General features: G+C 62.4%; 16 protein-coding genes. 9 read left to right on the top strand and 7 right to left on the bottom strand.

Annotated elements, in window-relative coordinates; translation table 11 throughout:
- Positions 1–38 precede the first annotated feature (38 nt).
- Positions 39–977, top strand: coding sequence for a LysR family transcriptional regulator (locus A2I95_RS08180; RefSeq protein WP_291729301.1), 939 nt, complete (start codon positions 39–41; stop codon positions 975–977).
- A 7-nt stretch (positions 978–984) separates the two neighbouring features.
- Here A2I95_RS08180 and A2I95_RS08175 read toward each other — a convergent pair whose 3' ends face one another.
- The gene (locus A2I95_RS08175; protein WP_291729300.1) at positions 985–2,388 is read right to left on the bottom strand and encodes an MATE family efflux transporter; all 1,404 of its coding nucleotides are present in this window, start codon (positions 2,386–2,388) and stop codon (positions 985–987) included.
- Positions 2,389–2,500: 112 nt separating this feature from the next.
- Positions 2,501–4,078, bottom strand: coding sequence for a DUF5928 domain-containing protein (locus A2I95_RS08170; protein ID WP_291729299.1), 1,578 nt, complete (start codon positions 4,076–4,078; stop codon positions 2,501–2,503).
- A 143-nt stretch (positions 4,079–4,221) separates the two neighbouring features.
- Between A2I95_RS08170 and A2I95_RS08165 the strand changes: the two genes are divergently transcribed.
- The gene (locus A2I95_RS08165; RefSeq protein ID WP_291729298.1) at positions 4,222–5,040 is read left to right on the top strand and encodes a sulfotransferase family protein; all 819 of its coding nucleotides are present in this window, start codon (positions 4,222–4,224) and stop codon (positions 5,038–5,040) included.
- Between the two features lie 348 nt (positions 5,041–5,388).
- Here the strand turns inward: A2I95_RS08165 and ilvD are convergent, their stop codons facing one another.
- Positions 5,389–7,233, bottom strand: a complete 1,845-nt coding sequence (gene ilvD, locus A2I95_RS08160) for a dihydroxy-acid dehydratase (RefSeq protein ID WP_291729297.1) — start codon at positions 7,231–7,233, stop codon at positions 5,389–5,391.
- 133 nt (positions 7,234–7,366) lie between these two features.
- Entirely contained in the window at positions 7,367–8,545 is a 1,179-nt protein-coding gene (locus A2I95_RS08155) for a benzoate/H(+) symporter BenE family transporter (protein WP_291729296.1), read from the bottom strand.
- A gap of 105 nt (positions 8,546–8,650) precedes the next feature.
- Between A2I95_RS08155 and A2I95_RS08150 the strand changes: the two genes are divergently transcribed.
- From A2I95_RS08150 to A2I95_RS08135, 4 genes are all read left to right on the top strand, one after another.
- The gene (locus tag A2I95_RS08150) at positions 8,651–9,211 is read left to right on the top strand and encodes an XRE family transcriptional regulator (protein ID WP_291729295.1); all 561 of its coding nucleotides are present in this window, start codon (positions 8,651–8,653) and stop codon (positions 9,209–9,211) included.
- 82 nt (positions 9,212–9,293) lie between these two features.
- On the top strand, positions 9,294–10,148 hold the full coding sequence (locus A2I95_RS08145) for a DMT family transporter (RefSeq protein WP_291729294.1): 855 nt from the start codon (positions 9,294–9,296) through the stop codon (positions 10,146–10,148).
- A gap of 45 nt (positions 10,149–10,193) precedes the next feature.
- Positions 10,194–10,676 (top strand): SsrA-binding protein SmpB, encoded by a 483-nt coding sequence (gene smpB, locus A2I95_RS08140; protein ID WP_291729293.1) that lies wholly within the window; start codon positions 10,194–10,196, stop codon positions 10,674–10,676.
- Between the two features lie 297 nt (positions 10,677–10,973).
- Positions 10,974–11,474 (top strand): hypothetical protein, encoded by a 501-nt coding sequence (locus A2I95_RS08135; RefSeq protein ID WP_291729292.1) that lies wholly within the window; start codon positions 10,974–10,976, stop codon positions 11,472–11,474.
- 153 nt (positions 11,475–11,627) lie between these two features.
- On the opposite strand, the gene A2I95_RS08130 is transcribed toward A2I95_RS08135, so the two are convergent.
- Entirely contained in the window at positions 11,628–12,719 is a 1,092-nt protein-coding gene (locus A2I95_RS08130; RefSeq protein WP_291729291.1) for a leucine-rich repeat domain-containing protein, read from the bottom strand.
- A gap of 281 nt (positions 12,720–13,000) precedes the next feature.
- On the opposite strand from A2I95_RS08130, the gene sseA reads away from it, so the two are divergent.
- From sseA to A2I95_RS08115, 3 genes are all read left to right on the top strand, one after another.
- On the top strand, positions 13,001–13,855 hold the full coding sequence (gene sseA / locus A2I95_RS08125) for a 3-mercaptopyruvate sulfurtransferase (protein ID WP_291729290.1): 855 nt from the start codon (positions 13,001–13,003) through the stop codon (positions 13,853–13,855).
- Positions 13,855–15,039 (top strand): amino acid aminotransferase, encoded by a 1,185-nt coding sequence (locus tag A2I95_RS08120; RefSeq protein ID WP_291729289.1) that lies wholly within the window; start codon positions 13,855–13,857, stop codon positions 15,037–15,039. The genes sseA and A2I95_RS08120 overlap by 1 nt, the downstream gene beginning before the upstream one ends.
- Before the next feature lie 267 nt (positions 15,040–15,306).
- Positions 15,307–15,564 carry a hypothetical protein gene (locus tag A2I95_RS08115; protein ID WP_291729288.1) on the top strand — a complete coding sequence of 86 codons (258 nt, stop codon included), beginning with the start codon at positions 15,307–15,309 and terminating at the stop codon, positions 15,562–15,564.
- A 143-nt stretch (positions 15,565–15,707) separates the two neighbouring features.
- On the opposite strand, the gene A2I95_RS08110 is transcribed toward A2I95_RS08115, so the two are convergent.
- Together A2I95_RS08110 and A2I95_RS08105 are read right to left on the bottom strand one after the other, a co-directional pair.
- Positions 15,708–17,042, bottom strand: a complete 1,335-nt coding sequence (locus A2I95_RS08110; RefSeq protein ID WP_291729287.1) for an ammonium transporter — start codon at positions 17,040–17,042, stop codon at positions 15,708–15,710.
- Positions 17,043–17,068: 26 nt separating this feature from the next.
- The gene (locus A2I95_RS08105; protein WP_027257453.1) at positions 17,069–17,407 is read right to left on the bottom strand and encodes a P-II family nitrogen regulator; all 339 of its coding nucleotides are present in this window, start codon (positions 17,405–17,407) and stop codon (positions 17,069–17,071) included.
- Positions 17,408–17,596 lie beyond the last annotated feature (189 nt).

Below are 17,596 nucleotides of genomic sequence, written 5' to 3'. Positions count from 1 at the left end.
GGTACAAAAATTCTGCCTTTTGCAGTAGGCAATAATTTATGAATGACATTAGCAGCATTAATAGGAAGCTGAGCTACAGCCTGGTCGCTTTGCACACGTTCGACCTGGTGGCCCGGCATGGAAACTTTACGGGCGCAGCCGAAGCACTGGGGCTGACGCAATCGGCGGTCTCGCAGAAAATCAAAGGGCTTGAGACCGAATTGGGCATTGCCCTGTTCCGGCGCGAGCACCGCGGTGTGTCGCTGACCAACGAGGGGGTGCGGCTGTTGAATGTGGTCCGTCCGGCAATGGCGCAGATGGGAAATTCCATGGCGTCGCTGCTGGAGCGAAAGTCCCGCCCCAGGGTGCGGATTTCGGCGGATTTTGCCTTTGCCAGTTTCTGGCTTTTGCCGCGGCTGTCGCATTTGCGCGCCGAATTGGGGGATGAGATCGAAATCCAGATCCTGGCCAGCCAAGTGCCGCCGGACGACTATGGCGAGGATTGCGATATCAAGATTCACGTCGGCCCGCGCAGCAGTATGGGCGACGGCGATGTGATGCTGTTGCAGGAGCGGGTCGGGGCGGTGTGCAGCCCGGCCTATCTGGAAAGGCATGGCCCGGTGCCTTCAGCTGCAAGCTTGCTGGATTTTCAGCTGCTCAGCCTGTCGAAACCGGCATCAGCGGAGTGGCAGACCTGGCAAGGCTGGTTCGACCGCTTGGGCATCGCGGGGGAGCGGTCGAAGAATTACATCAGTTTCAACAACTACGACATGGTGGTGCAGTCGGCCGTGTCGGGCGATGGTATTGCCCTGGGCTGGCTGGGGCTGATCGACAGGCTGCTTCAGAACGGGTCGCTGGTCAGGGCGGTGCCGGATGCGGTGGTCAGCGATGCCGGCTATGTGATGTCGCGCGACTATTCCAGCCGCCTGCGGGGGCCCAGCTTGGTGTTTGACTGGATCGCCGAACATCTGGCGAGTTCTGCGGTGATGCAGGGCTGATGACGGACTACCAGCCGCGGCGCCCCATCAGGGCGTGCAGCCGGTTCTGCGGGGCAAAGGCATCGACCGCGGCAGGCCGGGTCAGCCGCAGCAGCACCCGGTGCACCAGCAGCCCGCCCAGGCAGGCAAAGATCACCCCGCCGGCCGCCTGGCCCAGCAGCACCCCCGGCGCACCGCCCAGGACGCCGCCCAGCACTGCCAGCGGCCAGGTCCCCAGGGTGTGACGGCCCCAGTTGATCCAGGTGGAATAGACCGGGTGGCCGAGGTTGTTGAAGCTGGCGTTTTCGACAAAGAGCACCCCGTTGAAAAAATACGCCAGCGCCAGCGGCCCGCAGAACAGATAGATCAGCGCGCGGGTCTCACCGGTGGCAGAGAACAGATCCGCGATCGGCTCGCGCAGGGCAAACAGCACTGCCGCCATCAGCAGAACGTACACCGCGGTAAAGGTGACGCCAGCCAGAAACGCCTGGCGGACGCGGGCAAACTGCCCGGCGCCAAAGTTCTGGCCGATGATCGGGCCGATGGCGCCGGACAGCGCAAAGATCACCGAGAAGGCCACCGGCATCAAGCGCCCGATCACCGCCATCCCGGCGACCGCCTCAGTGCCGAACTGGGCGATTTCGCGCAGGACAATGGCGTTGCCGAGCGGGGTTGCGACATTGGTCAGCACCGCAGGCACCGCAATGGCCCGGATCGCCCGCAGGTCGCCGCCGATCTGCCGCAGCGAGGGCGGCATGAAGCCCTGATGCACCCGGATGGCGGGCCAGAAGGCGGCCCCCAGCATACAGGTGCGCGCCAGCACCGAAGCAATGGCTGCCCCGTCCAGCCCCAGTCCCAGGCCAAAGATCAGCAGCGGGTCCAGCACCGCGTTCAACCCGCCGCCGTACAGTGTCGCCATCATTGACCGGCGCGCATCGCCATGGGCGCGCAGCACCGCCATGCCGGTCATTGCCAGCGCCATTACCCACATCGTCGGCAGGATGATCCAGACATAGCGCATGGCCAGCCGCAGCACCTCACCCTCGGCACCGAGCAGCGCCAGGATCTGTTCCAGATAGGCCAGCACCAGGACCGGCATCAAAAGCCCTATCAACCCCCCGATGGCGGCCACGCTGGTGGCATAATGCTGCGCCTGACCCGGCCTGCCCGCGCCCAGCTCCCGCGCCACCAGTGAACCTGCAGCGATGGACAGTCCGATATTGATCGAATTGGTGAAAAACAGCAGCGTTCCGGCATATCCCACCGCAGCTGCCAGCGCGTCATTTCCCAGCATCGCGATAAAGGCCATGTCGACGAAATCAACCGCAAACATCGCCATCAGCCCTATGCTGGCGGTCAGCGACATGCGGGTGACATGCCGCATCAGGCTGCCGGTCAGGAAGACGGCTTTGCGTTCCGGCTGGTCTGCCATCTTTCACTCCTTTCGGTCTTCATGGTCCAGGCCCGGCAGAGCCGGCCATGGGCATAGGACGAAGCCGCAATCCTGGTCTAGTCAATGCGGGCTGCCGCGCGCGGCGGCCGGGTCAATCTGCGAACAGGTAATGGGTTCCGGCGATCTGCATGGCTTTCTCCTCGGTCAGCCCCAGAAAACCGCGCAGCTGCCCTGCGTTTTCCTCCGGGCTGCTGCTTTCCCGCATATGGAACAGCTGGCTGAACCCGGCATCGCGGATGCGGTCGTTTTCATGCAGGATGTCGTTGCGGATTGTCGGCAGCAGCCGCTCCAGCGTCAATTGCGGTGTGCGTTCACCCGCCAGCCCGACCCTGTGCGCGTGGCCGGTCAGGTAGTCGTCGCTGAATTCGCATTCGATCTGCAGAAAACGGGTCGAAGAGCGGTCGGAATGGAAATCATTCATCAGGTCGACGGCGCCGGGATCCAGGCAGATGATCAGCTGATCGGACTCATAGTATTCGAACAGCATCCGCATCAGCGCGCGGCGATGGCGGGTGCGTTTCATCAGCGCCGCCTGGATACCGCCGAGGTCGGGCAACGGGGTGTCTTCTTCGTCGAACAGGTATTCGATGGCCGGGATATTGGTCACCTGGCGGATCTGCTCCAGCAGCCGCTTGGCCACGTGCCATTTCTTGCAGACCACGATCAGCAGCTCGCGCTCGCGCCCCAGCGAGCTTTCGGTCTCCCAAAACCGTGGCGCAAACCGGCGCCCGATCCGGCCCCGCTGGGCCAGGAATTTATACAGGCTGCGCCCCTCGTTGGAGATCTGGAAGTCGACGCCTTGCGCCGCGTAAAGCCGCCCGAGCCGCGACTTCAGCTCGGTCGCTTCCGGGCTGATCTTGCGGGCGAACAAAAAATCCTGGCTCAGCAGCAGGTCGTAATGGTCATTGTGGAAATTCACCGGCATCCCGTAATCGGTGAACATCAGGAAGGTGAGGGTGCGGGTCTCGATCTCGGCTTCCGGGATCAGGTGGCGCACCAGGGTCTGAAAGAAGGTTTCATCCGGGATCCAGGTGGTGCGGAAGAACCGCATCACATCGCGGCGCTTGCGGGTGAAATCCAGAATCCACTCCACCGTGCGGCGGCGCAAGCACCACCACTGGCTGCCGATCTGCACTTGGATATCCGCCGGCACCTCGCGTTGCAGCCCCAGGCGTTTCTGCAGCCCATGGCTCCAGTAGAACAGCTGCTTATGCTTGCGCTCGTTGAAGACATGCCGGTAGATCAGCCGGTCTTCCTTCATGCCGGTCTTGATCCAGTCGCTTTCGAAGAAATCGAAGCTTTCGATGAAATCCTTGTCATGCCGGTCAAGGAAGCGGTGGGCGTATTCTGCCGTTTTCACCGCCATGCAATCGCCCGACAGCATGTAGAAATGGGTGGCGCGGGGAAATTCCTCGACCGCGCTGCGCAGCGCGTGCAGCGTCGCCTGCACCAGCGACCACTCCCCCCAGCCGCATTTGATCCGCTTTCCGGCAAAGGCCACATTGGGATTGCCCGCCAGCTCGGCCCGGATCATTTGGTAATCTTCCGGCGCCGCCCGCCCGTCAAAGTGAATCGCCATGTAGTCACCGGCCGCGGTCAGCCGCTCGGCCTGCTGGATGATCGCCTCGGGGTCTTTATGGCAGAGCAGAATATATGCGATTTTTGCCATGGCGCGGACAGATTGCCTTGTTTTGCCTGATTGTTTCCCTTGATAAGCGGGCTTAAGGAACGAATAAACCAGATAGTTCCCGTTTCGGTAAACATATGCGAATACTGCTGGGAGCAAGGCAAGAATTATAAAGAGGGCAGCGGATGGGGTTCCCGGGCACCTGGATGACGGAAAGTGAAAGTGTGGTCTACCGGGTGGTGCCAAAATGCGCCTGCTCGACGATCGGGCAGATCCTGCATTACTCGGATCACGGGCGGTTCTTCGAGGGCGACATTCATGACGCCAAAGAGGGCCTGCACAAATGGGCGCTGGAGCACAGCCAGGGGCCGATCACCCGCAATGTGCAGGGGCACAGGTCTTATGCCTTCACCTGTGTGAGGAACCCTTATACCCGTGTCCTCAGCTCCTTCTTTGACAAGATCTGCGGCATCCAGCGCAACGGGCGGCGCTACCGCGGCAACCTGGTGCCCAAGCTGGCCTATGAATACGGCATCGAGGTCGGCGGCGAGGACGGCAAGCAGGAATTCGACCAGATCGCCAGCTTCCGCCGGTTTCTGCTGTTTGTGCGCGACACCATCCGCTGGCGCCGCCCGATGGATCCGGACATCCACTGGTCGGCGATGTCGGGGCATGTGTCGACCTTCATCCTGAACGGCGGCCGCTACAACCGGATCTTCTGGACCGAGGATTTTAATGCCGGCATGCAGGGAGTGCTTGATGGCATCGAAACACCGCATGCGGTGGACCTGAACGCAATCCCGCGTTTCAACGAAAGCGAAGGCCACGGCCCCAAGCGCGCCCATGCTGTCGAGGACTACTTCGACGACCTGTCGATGCATCTGGTCTATGAAATCTACAAACGCGATTTCGAACTGTTCAAATACGACTTCGAGAACCCCGGCAACAAGATGCCGTTGGGTGAGATCGACTTGGACGAGGTGCACGCCAAGCTGGGGGAGTGATGGGGCTGGGCACGGAAGGAGACGCTCCCGCGTCTGTGCCGCCGCATCATAGATGCAGCGGTAAGCCTTGGGCCCGGCGCCGCTGACGCGGCGCGGTTGCGCTCCAAAAAAATCCGCAAAGATTCTTTCTGGTCCCAAATACCCCGCCGGAGGCACGCCGCGCGTTAGCGCGGCGCTTGGCCCAATGCCGCTTGGCGTGCTGGCATCAGCCAGCGGGACACAGCGGGGGCGGGAGTTCTTACTGGTACAGGAATGTTTCTGCGAGGCAGTTCAGGGACAGGCGCCAATAGAACACCCGCCGCCTTTCATTTTAGCGGCGGGTGTTGAATGTATCGAGACTGAAGGGCTTCAGTCTTCGCCGGGCAGTGCGCGCACCGCGCCCTTAGCGGCGGAGGTGGCCAGCAGCCCATAGGCTTTCAGCGCTTTGGAGACCTTGCGCTTGCGCGGCGCGGCGGGTTTCCAGCCTGCTGCGTCCTGCGCTTCGCGGCGCGCGGCCAGCTCTTCATCTGCAACCGCCAGGTGGATCGAGCGGTTGGGGATGTCGATCTCGATGGTGTCACCCTGTTGCACTAGGCCGATCAGACCGCCTTCGGCTGCCTCGGGGGAGACATGGCCGATAGACAGGCCCGAGGTGCCGCCGGAGAATCGCCCGTCGGTCAAGAGCGCGCATTTCTTGCCCAGGCCCTTCGACTTCAGATAGGAGGTCGGGTAGAGCATTTCCTGCATCCCCGGACCGCCGCGCGGACCCTCGTAGCGGATCACCACCACGTCGCCTTCCTTGACCTTGCCGGTCAGGATGTCGTTGACCGCCGCGTCCTGGCTTTCGCAGACATAGGCGGAGCCGGTGAAGGTCAGGTTGCTGGCGTCCACGCCTGCAGTTTTCACGATGCAGCCGTCCAGCGCGATATTGCCGGACAGAACCGCAAGGCCGCCGTCCTGGCTGAAGGCGTGTTCCTTGGAGCGGATCACGCCGTTTTCACGGTCATTGTCCAGTTCCTTATAACGGTTGGACTGGCTGAACGCCTGTGTGGTCCGCACGCCGCCGGGAGCGGCCTTGAACAGCTCTTCGGCCTCGGGGTTGTTGGCAACCTTGATGTCCCATTTTGCAATCGCCTCGCCCATGGTCGCGGTATGCACGGTGCTGCAGTCGTTGTGCAGCAGGCCGGCACGGGACAATTCGCCCAGGATCGAGAAGATGCCGCCGGCCCGGTGGACGTCTTCCATATGCACATTGGCGGTGTTCGGCGCGACCTTGCACAGGCACGGCACCTTGCGGCTCAGCGCGTCCATGTGGGACATGTTGAAGTCCACCTCGCCCTCGTTGGCGATGGCCAAGAGGTGCAGCACGGTGTTGGTGGAGCCGCCCATGGCGATGTCCAGGCTCATCGCGTTCTCGAAGGCCTCGAACGAAGCGATTTCGCGCGGCAGCAGGCCTTTTTCTTCGCCCACATAGTGACGCTTGGTGATGTCGACGATCTTGCGACCCGCTTCCAGGAACAGGTGTTTGCGGTCGGCATGGGTGGCCAGCGTCGAGCCGTTGCCGGGCAGCGCCAGGCCCAGGGCCTCGGCCAGGCAGTTCATCGAGTTGGCGGTGAACATGCCCGAGCACGACCCGCAGGTCGGGCAGGCGTTCTCTTCGATATGCTGGACCTGCTCGTCGGTGAATTTGTCATTTGCCGCGGCGACCATGGCGTCCACCAGGTCGATCTTTTTCATGTCCAGATCGGCAATGTCGATCTTGCCCGCTTCCATCGGGCCGCCAGAGACAAAGATCGCCGGGATATTCAGGCGCATGGCGGCCATCAGCATGCCGGGGGTGATCTTGTCGCAGTTGGAGATGCAGACCATGGCGTCGGCGCAATGGGCGTTGACCATGTACTCGACGCTGTCGGCGATCACTTCGCGCGAGGGCAGCGAATACAGCATGCCGTCATGGCCCATGGCGATGCCGTCATCCACCGCGATGGTGTTGAACTCTTTGGCTACGCCGCCGGCCGCCTCGACCTCGCGGGCGACCATCTGGCCCAGGTCCTTGAGGTGGACGTGGCCGGGCACGAACTGGGTGAAGGAGTTGACGATGGCGATGATCGGCTTGCCGAAATCATCGTCCTTCATGCCGGTTGCACGCCACAATCCGCGTGCGCCCGCCATGTTGCGGCCATGGGTGGAGGTTCTGGATCGGTACATTGGCATCAGGCTATATCCCTTAGTCTTTGCCCTCAGGGACACGATTTGCGCAATAAAGGCAACCTGCCGGGGGGCTGTTCGGTAATTTTGGCGCAGTTGGCGCCGGATTTCAGCGGTGAAATGTCTCTCGGGTTGTCTCTCAGGCGCGCACCGGCGCCGGTTCGGGAATTTTCAGCCAATGATTCACGGCTAGCCCCAGCACCAGCGCCCAGAAGGGAGCGCCGATTCCCAGGAAGCTGATGCCCGAGACGGTTGTCATAAAGGTGATCAGCGCGGCCTCCCGACCTTTGGTGTTTGCCAGAGCGGCGGAGAGGCTGTTGCCGATGGTAGAGAGCAGCGCCAGGCCTGCAACAGTGGCGACCAGCGCCTTGGGAGCGATCAGGAACAGGCTGATGACGGTGGCGCCGCCGAGGCCCACCAGGATGTAGACAAGACCGGTCATCACACCGGCCAGATAGCGGGTGTCCGGGTTTTCGTCTGCCTCGGGGCCGGCGCAGATGGCGGCGGTGATGGCAGCGAGGTTGAAGGCAAAGCCGCCGAAGGGCGCGAGGATAAGGGAGGCCAGGCCAGTGACGGTCAGGCTGGCGGAAACGGGTGCTTCATAGCCGCAGGCTTTCAGTGCCACCACACCAGGCATGTTTTGCGAGGACATGGTGACGATATAGAGCGGCAGGCCAATGCCGATCAGCACCGGCAGCGAGAAGGCGGGCATCACGAATTCCGGGCGGGTCAGGGTCAGATCGAGCGCTTCCAGGCTGCCAAAGGCTTCGGTGCCTGCGCACCAGGTAACGCCGGCGGCCAGTACCGCTGGGATGGTATAGCGGGGAAACAGTTTGCGGCCTGCAAGGAAGGTAAGGCCCATGACGGCCACCAGTGCGGTGTCGTTTTGCAGCGAGGTGAAGGCCGAAAGACCGAACTGGAAGAGGATGCCTGCCAGCATCGCGCTGGCCAGGCTGTCGGGGATCAGGCGGGAGAGAGCAGCAAACCATCCAGTGACGCCGGTGAGGGTCAACAGGACGGCGCAGAAAAGGAAGGCGCCAACAGCCTCTGCCAGCGGCACACCGTTGAGGCTGACCGCCAGCAGCGCGGCGCCGGGTGTCGACCAGGCGGTCAGGATCGGCATCCGGTAAATCACCGACAGGATCAGGCAGGTAATCCCCATCCCGAGGCCCAAAACCAGCATCCAGCTGTTGGCCTGGGACTGGGTAGCGCCCACCGCCTCAATCGCCTGAAAGATGATGGCGACCGATCCGGTATAGCCGACCAGTACGGCGACCGCGCCAGAGACGATATGCGAAAGCTTCAGATCCTTGAGCATGCGGCTTTTCCTTTGGCGCCGGATCGGCTAGGGGTGTTGTGCGTTATAGCGCACACTACACATCGTGCGCTATAACGCACAAGTGTTTTTTGAGCGGCGGATCTTATGAGCGATGAAACCATCACCCTGAACCTGCGGGAGATCCGCGCGGCGGCAGGGCTTAGCCTGACCAAGGCGGCAGAGGCGACCGGGGTCAGCAAGGCGATGCTGGGGCAGATCGAGCGCGGCGAATCAAGTCCGACGATTGCCACGATGTGGAAGATCGCCAAAGGGTTTCACCTGCCGCTGACGGCCCTGCTGGGTGAGGCGGCGCGGCCGGTGAGTGCAGCCACCGGGGTTTATGAGACCGTGCAGTTTCCGGGCAGCATCGGCGTCAAGATCGTCTTTCCCTTTGACCCGCTGCTGGGGGCCGAGACTTTCCAGGTGACGCTGCAGCCGGGCCAGAGCCATCAGTCGCAGCCGCATGACACCGGCGTCACCGAGGAGGTCTTTGTGCTGCACGGGTCGATGGAGGTGCTTCGCGACGGCGAATGGGTGCCGCTGGAGGCGGGGCAGGGGCTGCGCTTTGCCGCCGACCAGCCGCACGGCTACCGCAGCCTGGACACCGGCGCGGCCTTCCTCAATATGCATCATTACCGGCAGGTCCTTCTGACGCAGCGGGATTGATACCCTTCACTTGTGCATTTTTCTTGGCCCCACTACCACTTGCCCAAGTCATTGAGTTATTTGGATTTGAAAGGGCACCGGAATGGACACGCTGCGCGGAAGCCTGCTGATGGTGCTGGCGATGGCCACCTTTGCGCTGGAGGACATGTTCATCAAATCCGCTGCCCGCGACATTCCTGTGGGACAGATTCTGATCCTGTTCGGGTTTGGCGGCATGGCGGTCTTTGCTGCGATGGCGCGTGCGCAGGGTCACGCTCCCTGGCACCCGGGTTTTGGCACGCGCCCGATGCTGCTGCGGTCTGTGGCAGAGGTCGTCGGGCGGCTGTGTTTCACCCTGGCGATTGCGCTGACGCCTTTGTCCTCGGCCTCGGCCATCCTGCAGGCCACGCCTTTGGTCGTGGCAGCAGGTGCAGTGGTGTTCTTTGGCGAGACCGTCGGCTGGCGGCGCTGGCTGGCGATCGGGCTGGGCTTTGCCGGGGTGCTGCTGATTCTGCGCCCTGGGCTGAGCGGGTTCGAGCCTGCCTCGCTGTTTGCAGTTGCCGGCACGCTCGGGTTTGCGGGCCGCGATCTGGCCACCCGTGCGGCGCCCAAGGACATGAGCAACAACCAACTAGGGTTCCTTGGCTTTGCCATGCTGGTGGTTGCCGGTGCGGTCGCGCTGGGCTGGACCGGCGGGGCGGTTTGGCCTGCCTCGCGCAACTGGTTGGAGATCACGGCGGCGACGGTGATCGGGGTCATTGCCTATAACGCCTTGTCCGGGGCGATGCGGGCGGGGGAAATCTCGGTGGTTGCGCCGTTCCGCTATACCAGGTTGATCTTTGCCATGGTGCTGGGGGTGCTGGTATTTGGCGAGCAGCCCGATGCGCTGACCCTGATCGGCAGCGCAGTGATTGTCGGCAGTGGTGTTTTCACGCTGCTGCGCAGCCGCAAGCCGTGAAGCGCGCCTTGCGCCCGCCGCCGCGCCGCCTTACATCTGCCCCCTATGGCCAAGAACAAGCAGACATCCGACCCGAATTACAAAGTGATCGCCGAGAGCCGGCGGGCGCGGTTCGATTATGCGATCGAAGATGATATCGAATGCGGCATTATGCTGGAAGGGTCCGAGGTCAAGGCGCTGCGCGGGGGCGGTTCCAACATCGCCGACAGCTATGCCGCGGTAGAGAACGGCGAGTTGTGGCTGGTGAACGCCTATATCCCGCCTTACGAGCAGGCCAAGCTTTTTAAGCATGAAGAGCGCCGCCGCCGCAAGCTGCTGGTATCGCGCAAAGAGCTGTCGGATCTGTGGAACGCCACCCAGCGCAAAGGGATGACCCTGGTGCCGCTGGTTATGTACTTCAACCACAAGGGCCGCGCAAAGATCAAACTGGGTATCGCCAAAGGTAAAAAGAACCACGACAAGCGGGCGAGTGAGGCCAAACGCGACTGGTCCCGCCAGAAGCAGCGGCTGCTGAAGGACGCGCGCTGATCAGGGGCAGGGCGCTGCCCTCTTGGCCTGGCGGCCAATTCACCCGGAGTATTTCCAACCAGGAAGAAGCAGGGATTGTGCGCCTGCGCGCTGATATCTTTGGGTGTCACGGTATTAGTGCTTTTCCGCCTGACACTCCCCTGCAGCCGGCCGGCGCTGATCCTGTTTTGCAGGGATACTTGCGGTATCCGACTAATTAAGTCAGATAAGCGTTGCCCAGCAGATTCGCTTTTGGATCACGCCCGGACGGAGAGGGCGGCCCGGCTGTTGCCCAGCCTTCAATCGTGGGAAAAGCGCATGAATGTTCCATTGCCTGAGGCCGCGGTCCGGCCCGGTGTGCCGCTGGCGGTGCATGAGTTTGATGAATTTGAGGCCGGGCTGCTGCCGGTGCTGCGGCATTTTCTGCTGAGCTACCAAGAGCCGGCGGGCCAGGCCTGGCAGCAGGCGTATATAGTGGCGGCTGAGCGCTGGGGCGAGGCGATCGGCCTGCCGGCTGCGCTGGCGCTGATGAAGGTTGTGCGTGCGGCGCTGAACAGCCGGAGCGATCAGTTCGGTTTCATTGACCCCTTTGATCTGGAGCACCGAGCCAAGGCGACACCGGATGAAGCCGCGCTTTTGCGGATGCTGCACCACATGCGCCGGGATCAAACGGGCCAGGCGCGCGCGGCTGTGGCGGTGGTTGCCGGCGGAAAGATGGAGCCGCAAGTGATCCGGGCGGGCCTGGCCTTTGCCCACCGGTTTTCTGCCGGTCCGGCAACGGGCCGCGCCCAACCACCCCGGCTGCGGGTGGTGGCATAGGGTACCGCTGTCTGTCCGGCGCGTCCGGTGCGCGTTGTCCCTTGCCGCAGAAAGTTGATGTGCCGCCGCCCCTGCCGCGCATGGTCTTGCCGGACGCTGCACTGGCGGGGCCGAAGATCAGCGTCCGATAAGACAACACCGAAACTGTACCTGCTAGGGGGTGGTTGCGATGTACTGGGCGATTTTCGCTTTCCCAAGCAGGCGCCTGTGCGACTCGAAGTCCGGGCCGGCAAAGACAATCCGCAGGTTTTCAACCTCCAGCAGCGGCTTCAGCGCCTCGGCGGGCAGGCCGATCGCCCGGAGAATAGAGAGCTTTTTAAGGGTCCTGAGCGGGGTGAGATCGGTGACGGCTGTTCCGGAAATGCTGAAGTCCCAAAGGGTCTCCATGTCCGCCACCGCAGCAAGGCTGGACACGGCAGTATTGGTGAGCGACAGCACGCGCAGGTTTTTGCCCGCCAGCGGCGCAAGGTTGGAGATGGCTGTGTCTGTCAGGTTCAACTTGTGCAGCGCATCCAGCCCGTTCAGCGGTGTGATATCGCTGATCCGGGTTCCGTCCAAGGCCAGCTCCTTCAAACCGGTGGCCCCCGTAATCGGGGTCAGATCCGCCACCTGCGTGTCTGACAGAATCAGGGTGTGCAGTGCTGGTTTCCCCTCCAGCCCGTCCAGGGTTTTCAGCTGGGTTCCATCGGCGCGCAGCATCTCCAGCCGGTCGGAGGCGGCCAGCGCGGCCACGCTTTGGACCGGGCAATTGGAAATCCAGGCCACCTGCAGGTTGGCACCGGCCAGCGGGCTAAGATCAGAGATCCGGGTGTTGAAGGCAAGAAAGACTTCCAGGCTGGTGAGGTCTGACAACGGGCTTAGGTCGGACACGCCGGAATCTGCGATGTTCAGGCTCTGCAGCCGGGTCAGGCTGCTGGCAAAGGACAGGTCGGTGACGTTCCCGGCGCCCCAGATCGAGAGGTGCTCAAGCTGTGTCATTCGGGCCAGGCGGGTAAAATCTGGCGCGCGGACAGAATCAAGGCTGAGCCGCTTCAGTCCCGGCAGCCGGGTCAGCGGTGCAAGGTCCGGTGCGGTGATGTTTACCAAGGCCAGCCTTTCCAGCTTTGGCATCGCGGCGAGGGGGGACAGATCGACAGGGTCCTTGAACCGCAGGTCGGCCATCAGTGTAAGATCGGTCAGTTCCGTGAACCGGATCAGCCCCTGCAAGTCCGGCGTGTGGTTTCCAATCCGGACTTTTACCTTCAAGTCATTGCTGCCAATGCATGTTTTTCCGATTTCCAAACATTCTGCGCGCAAGGCGCCGGGGCCGAACATGCCCGCCGCAATCAGAAAAGCTGCAAGGAAACTGCGGAAACCGGACATACAAAGAACCTTTGCAATGAAATAATGAAACTGGGGCCCATGTTATTACCGCTCCGTTAAAGGCCCGCAAGATTTTTGTAACCGCAGGTAGAGGGTGGCGCGGTCTTGCACCGCTGTGCCGCCGGATGTACCCATGGCGCATGCGCAGAAAGGGAGACGCTTTGATGCAGGATGATCCGAAGACGCTGGTTTCCACCGACTGGCTGGCCGCCCATCTGAAGGATCCGGATCTGCGGGTGCTGGACGCATCCTGGTATTTGCCGCAGGAAAACCGCGACCCCAAGGCGGAATACAGCGCGGCCCATATCCCTGGTGCGCGCTTTTTTGATATTGATGATATTTCCGACCACCGCTCGGAATTGCCGCATATGGTGCCGCCGGTTGAGAAATTCATGTCCCGCTTGCGGGCGATGGGTGTGGGCGACGGCCATCAGGTGGTGGTCTATGACACTGCCGGGCTGAAATCCGCGGCCCGGGTCTGGTGGCTGTTCCGGCTGATGGGGCAGCACAACATTGCCGTGCTGGACGGCGGTTTCCCGAAATGGCAGGCCGAGGGACGCCCGGTTGAAGATCTGCCGCCGGTGATCCGCGACCGCCATATGACCGTGCGGGTGCAAAACCACATGGTGCGGGATGTGACGCAGGTGTCGTCAGCTGCCAAACTGGGCGACCATGAAATCATTGATGCCCGCGCTGCCGAGCGGTTTCGCGGCGATGTGCCGGAACCCCGTGAAGGCCTGCGGGCCGGTCACATCCCCGGGTCGAAAAACGTTCCCTTTGGCCGCGTGCTGAATGCGGATGGCACCATGAAGGATGCAGAGGGGCTGCGCGCCGAATTTGCCGCTGCCGGTGCCGATCTGAACAAACCCGTGATTACCACCTGCGGTTCGGGCGTCACTGCCGCCGTCCTCAGCCTTGCATTGGAGCGCATCGGCAAGACCGATCATGCGGTCTATGACGGCTCGTGGTCGGAATGGGGTGCCTTCCCGACCCTTCCCGTTGCTACCGGAGAGAACTGATGTTCGAGACCCTGAAACCCCAGCCCGCTGACAAGATCCTGGCGCTGATGCAGATGTACCGCGACGACCCGCGCGCGGACAAGATCGACCTTGGCGTCGGCGTCTACAAGAACGCCGAGGGCGTCACCCCGGTGATGCGCGCCATCAAGGCAGCTGAGCACAAGCTGTGGGAAGAGCAGACCAGCAAGGCCTATGTCGGGCTGGCCGGCGATCCGGCCTATGGCGATGCGATGATCAAGCTGATCCTGGGTGATGCAGTCGCGCGCGAGAACATTGCAGCGGCGGCCACCCCGGGCGGCACCGGCGCGGTGCGCCAGGCGTTTGAGCTGATCAAGATGGCCAACCCCAAGGCTCGTGTTTTTGTGTCGGATCCGACCTGGCCGAACCATGTGTCGATCCTGAACTACGTTGGCGTTGAGACGGTGGTTTACCGGTATTTCGACCGTGACACCCGCGGCGTGAACTTCGACGGCATGATGGAAGACCTGAAGGGCGCGCAGAAGGGCGACGTGGTTCTGCTGCACGGCTGCTGCCACAACCCGACCGGCGCCAACCTCAATGAGGTGCAATGGAAAGAGGTCATCGCGCTGCTGAACGAGCGCGGCCTGATTCCGATGATCGACATTGCTTACCAGGGTTTCGGCGATGGTCTGGAAGAGGACGCGCTGGGCGTGCGCCTGGTCGCCTCCAGCTGCCCCGAGGTGCTGATTGCCGCGAGCTGCTCCAAGAACTTCGGCATCTACCGTGAGCGCACCGGCCTCTTGATGGCCGTGTCCAACGACGCAGGTGCTCAGGCGCTGAACCAGGGCACCCTGGCGTTCCTGAACCGCCAGAACTATTCCTTCCCGCCGGATCACGGCGCGCGCCTGGTGACGATGATCCTGAACGACGAAGTTTTGCGCGCTGACTGGGCGGCAGAGCTGGAAGAGGTGCGCCTGGGCATGCTGGACCTGCGCCAGAGCCTTGCGGATGAACTGCAGCGTCTGACCGGCTCTGACCGTTTCGGCTTCATCGCCCAGCACCGCGGCATGTTCTCGCTGCTTGGTACCACGCCGGAACTGGTCGAGAAAATGCGGGTGGACAATGGCATCTACATGGTCGGCGACAGCCGCTTGAACATCGCCGGTCTCAATGCGCAAACCGTGCCGGTGCTGGCCAAGGCGATTGTCGACGCCGGCGTCTGAGGCCAATACTTTGCAAGTTGGAAAAACGCGCCCCCAAGAGGGCGCGTTTTTTTTGATTGCTTTGCTGGCAGGCACGCAAAGGAGGTGCTCCCGCGCCTGGCAGTGTGCCTTGGCTGCGCCAAAACCCTTGCAGGCTTGGGCGTGGCACCGCTGGCGCGGTGCGGCAGGTTGCTTGACGCAAGGTCATCGATAAACAGGCGACGGAAGCGCCGGCAGCCTGCGTTTGTGCTTGCGGAAGTCACGAGTAACACAGCCAAGGAGACCGAAATGACCCTCGCAAAATCTGCGCTTGCCCTGATCCTGTCCGCCGCCGTTGTCCTGCCGCTGGCGGCCCCCGCCTTTGCCGCCAATGGCGAGGTCGTCGACCGGGTGGAAAACCGCGCCGACCGCCGCGAAAACCGTCGCGATGAAGCTGTGGACACTGGCGTTTGGGATGTGGTGGAGGACCATCTGGACCGGGCCGAGGACCGCCGCGACTATCGCGATCAGAAAGCGCCTAAGGTGATTGTTGTCCCTCAGGGCTGATGCCGCAGCCCCGCGCCGCGGCAGCGGCGCCCGGCCCAACAGGGAGGGATCATCTGAGATGATCCTGCAGCTGGCGGGAGCCCCGCCGGAACGGAAACGCGGCGCCTGAAACAGGCGCCGCGCATTTATTGTCAGGGCCAGGATCAGCTTGGCGAGAATTCCGGGTAGGCCTCCATGCCCAGCTCTGCCATGTCCAGCCCGTTGATCTCATCCTCTTCCTCCACCCGGATACCGGTGGTGGCGCGCAGGAAGATCCAGACCACGGCAGAGGCAGCGACGGTGAAGACACCCACCACAGCGATTCCGGTCAGCTGGGTCAGCAAGCTGGCTTCGGGGTTCGACAGCACCACAGCAACAGTGCCCCAGATGCCGCAGAGCAGGTGCACCGGGATGGCGCCGACCACGTCGTCGATCTGCAGCTTGTCGAGGAACGGTACGGCAAACACCACGATCACGCCGCCGATAGCACCGATCAGGGTGGCCAGCCCCAGGCCCGGGGTCAGCGGTTCGGCGGTGATCGCCACCAGACCTGCCAGCGCGCCGTTCAGGATCATCGTCAGGTCAGGCTTGCGGAACAGCAACTGGGTCAGCACCAGCGCCGCCACCGCGCCGCCGGCTGCGGCTGCATTGGTGTTGGCAAAGATGCGCGAGATATCGGCAACGTCGCCAATCGACCCCATCGCCAGCTGCGAGCCGCCGTTGAAGCCGAACCAGCCCATCCAGAGGATGAAAGTGCCAAGTGTCGCCAGCGCCAGATTGGAACCCGGCATCGGGATGGTCTTGCCGTCCTTGTACTTGCCGATGCGTGGACCGAGGATCAGCGCGCCGGTCAGTGCGGCCCAGCCGCCCACCGAATGCACCACGGTCGAGCCTGCGAAATCCAGGAAACCCATCTCCTCCAGGAAGCCGCCGCCCCATTTCCAGCTTGCCTGGAACGGGTAGATCACCGAGGTCAGCACGATGGTGAAAATCAGGAAGGGCCACAGTTTGATGCGCTCGGCCAGAGTGCCCGACACGATCGAGGCGGTGGCCGCACAGAACATCAGCTGAAAGAAGAAATCCGACCCGGTGGTCGCATAGGCGTAATCATCCGCACCCTCTGCAGTGATCCCCACCGCCTCCAGCACGCCGGGGCCAAACACGCCGGACAGCACGCCATCGACGGCCCAATTGCCCAGCGGATACATCAGGTTATAGCCGATAAGCCAGTAAAACACGGCGGCCAATGAGAACAGCGCCATGTTCTTGGTCAGCTGCATGGTCACGTTCTTGGAGCGCACCAGGCCGGCTTCCAGCATGGCAAAGCCTGCCGCCATCCAGAACACCAGGCAGCCGCCGATCAGGAACAACAGCGAGTTCAGGATGAACACGGTGTCGGTCGCGGGGTTCACGCCCGGCGCAGTGCCGTCCTGGGCCAGCGCCAGGCCCGGCAGTGCCGCCAGTGCTATCGCCGCAAGGGGGAGTTTCAGGGATTTCATAAGTCTTTCCTCCATGCCGGGCGCCTTCAGAGCGCCTCGAGGTTGGTTTCGCCGGTACGCACCCGCAGGGCCTGTTCCACATCCAGAACAAAAATCTTGCCGTCGCCGATTTTACCGGTTCGGGCGGTCTCGGAAATCGCGCTGACGGCCTGCTCGGCCTGATCGGCAGGCACCACCAGTTCCAGCTTCAGCTTCGGGACAAAATTCACTTCGTATTCGGCGCCGCGGTATATTTCGGTGTGGCCCGCCTGGGCCCCGAAACCCTTGATTTCGGTGACCATCAGCCCGCTCACGCCAAGACCGGTCAGCGCCTCGCGGACCTCGTCCAGCTTGAAGGGCTTGATGGCGGCTATGATCATTTTCATCTCTGCATCCCTTGGTTTCCGCGCTGCTCCGGCCCGGTACATCATGTCTGGGCCGATGCATTGTGCACCTGCAGCAAAACCGCCGTTCCGGGTTCTGAAAAGCTGATGCCAGCAAGTTTCCGCGTGTCTTTCTGCGAGCGCACAATAATTTTGCGCCTTTGACCCGCTTCGCTTAAAAACCGGTCATCT

It is taken from the genome of Leisingera sp. F5 (genome assembly GCF_001593695.1).
This window is presented reverse-complemented; position numbering and strand designations above follow the sequence as displayed.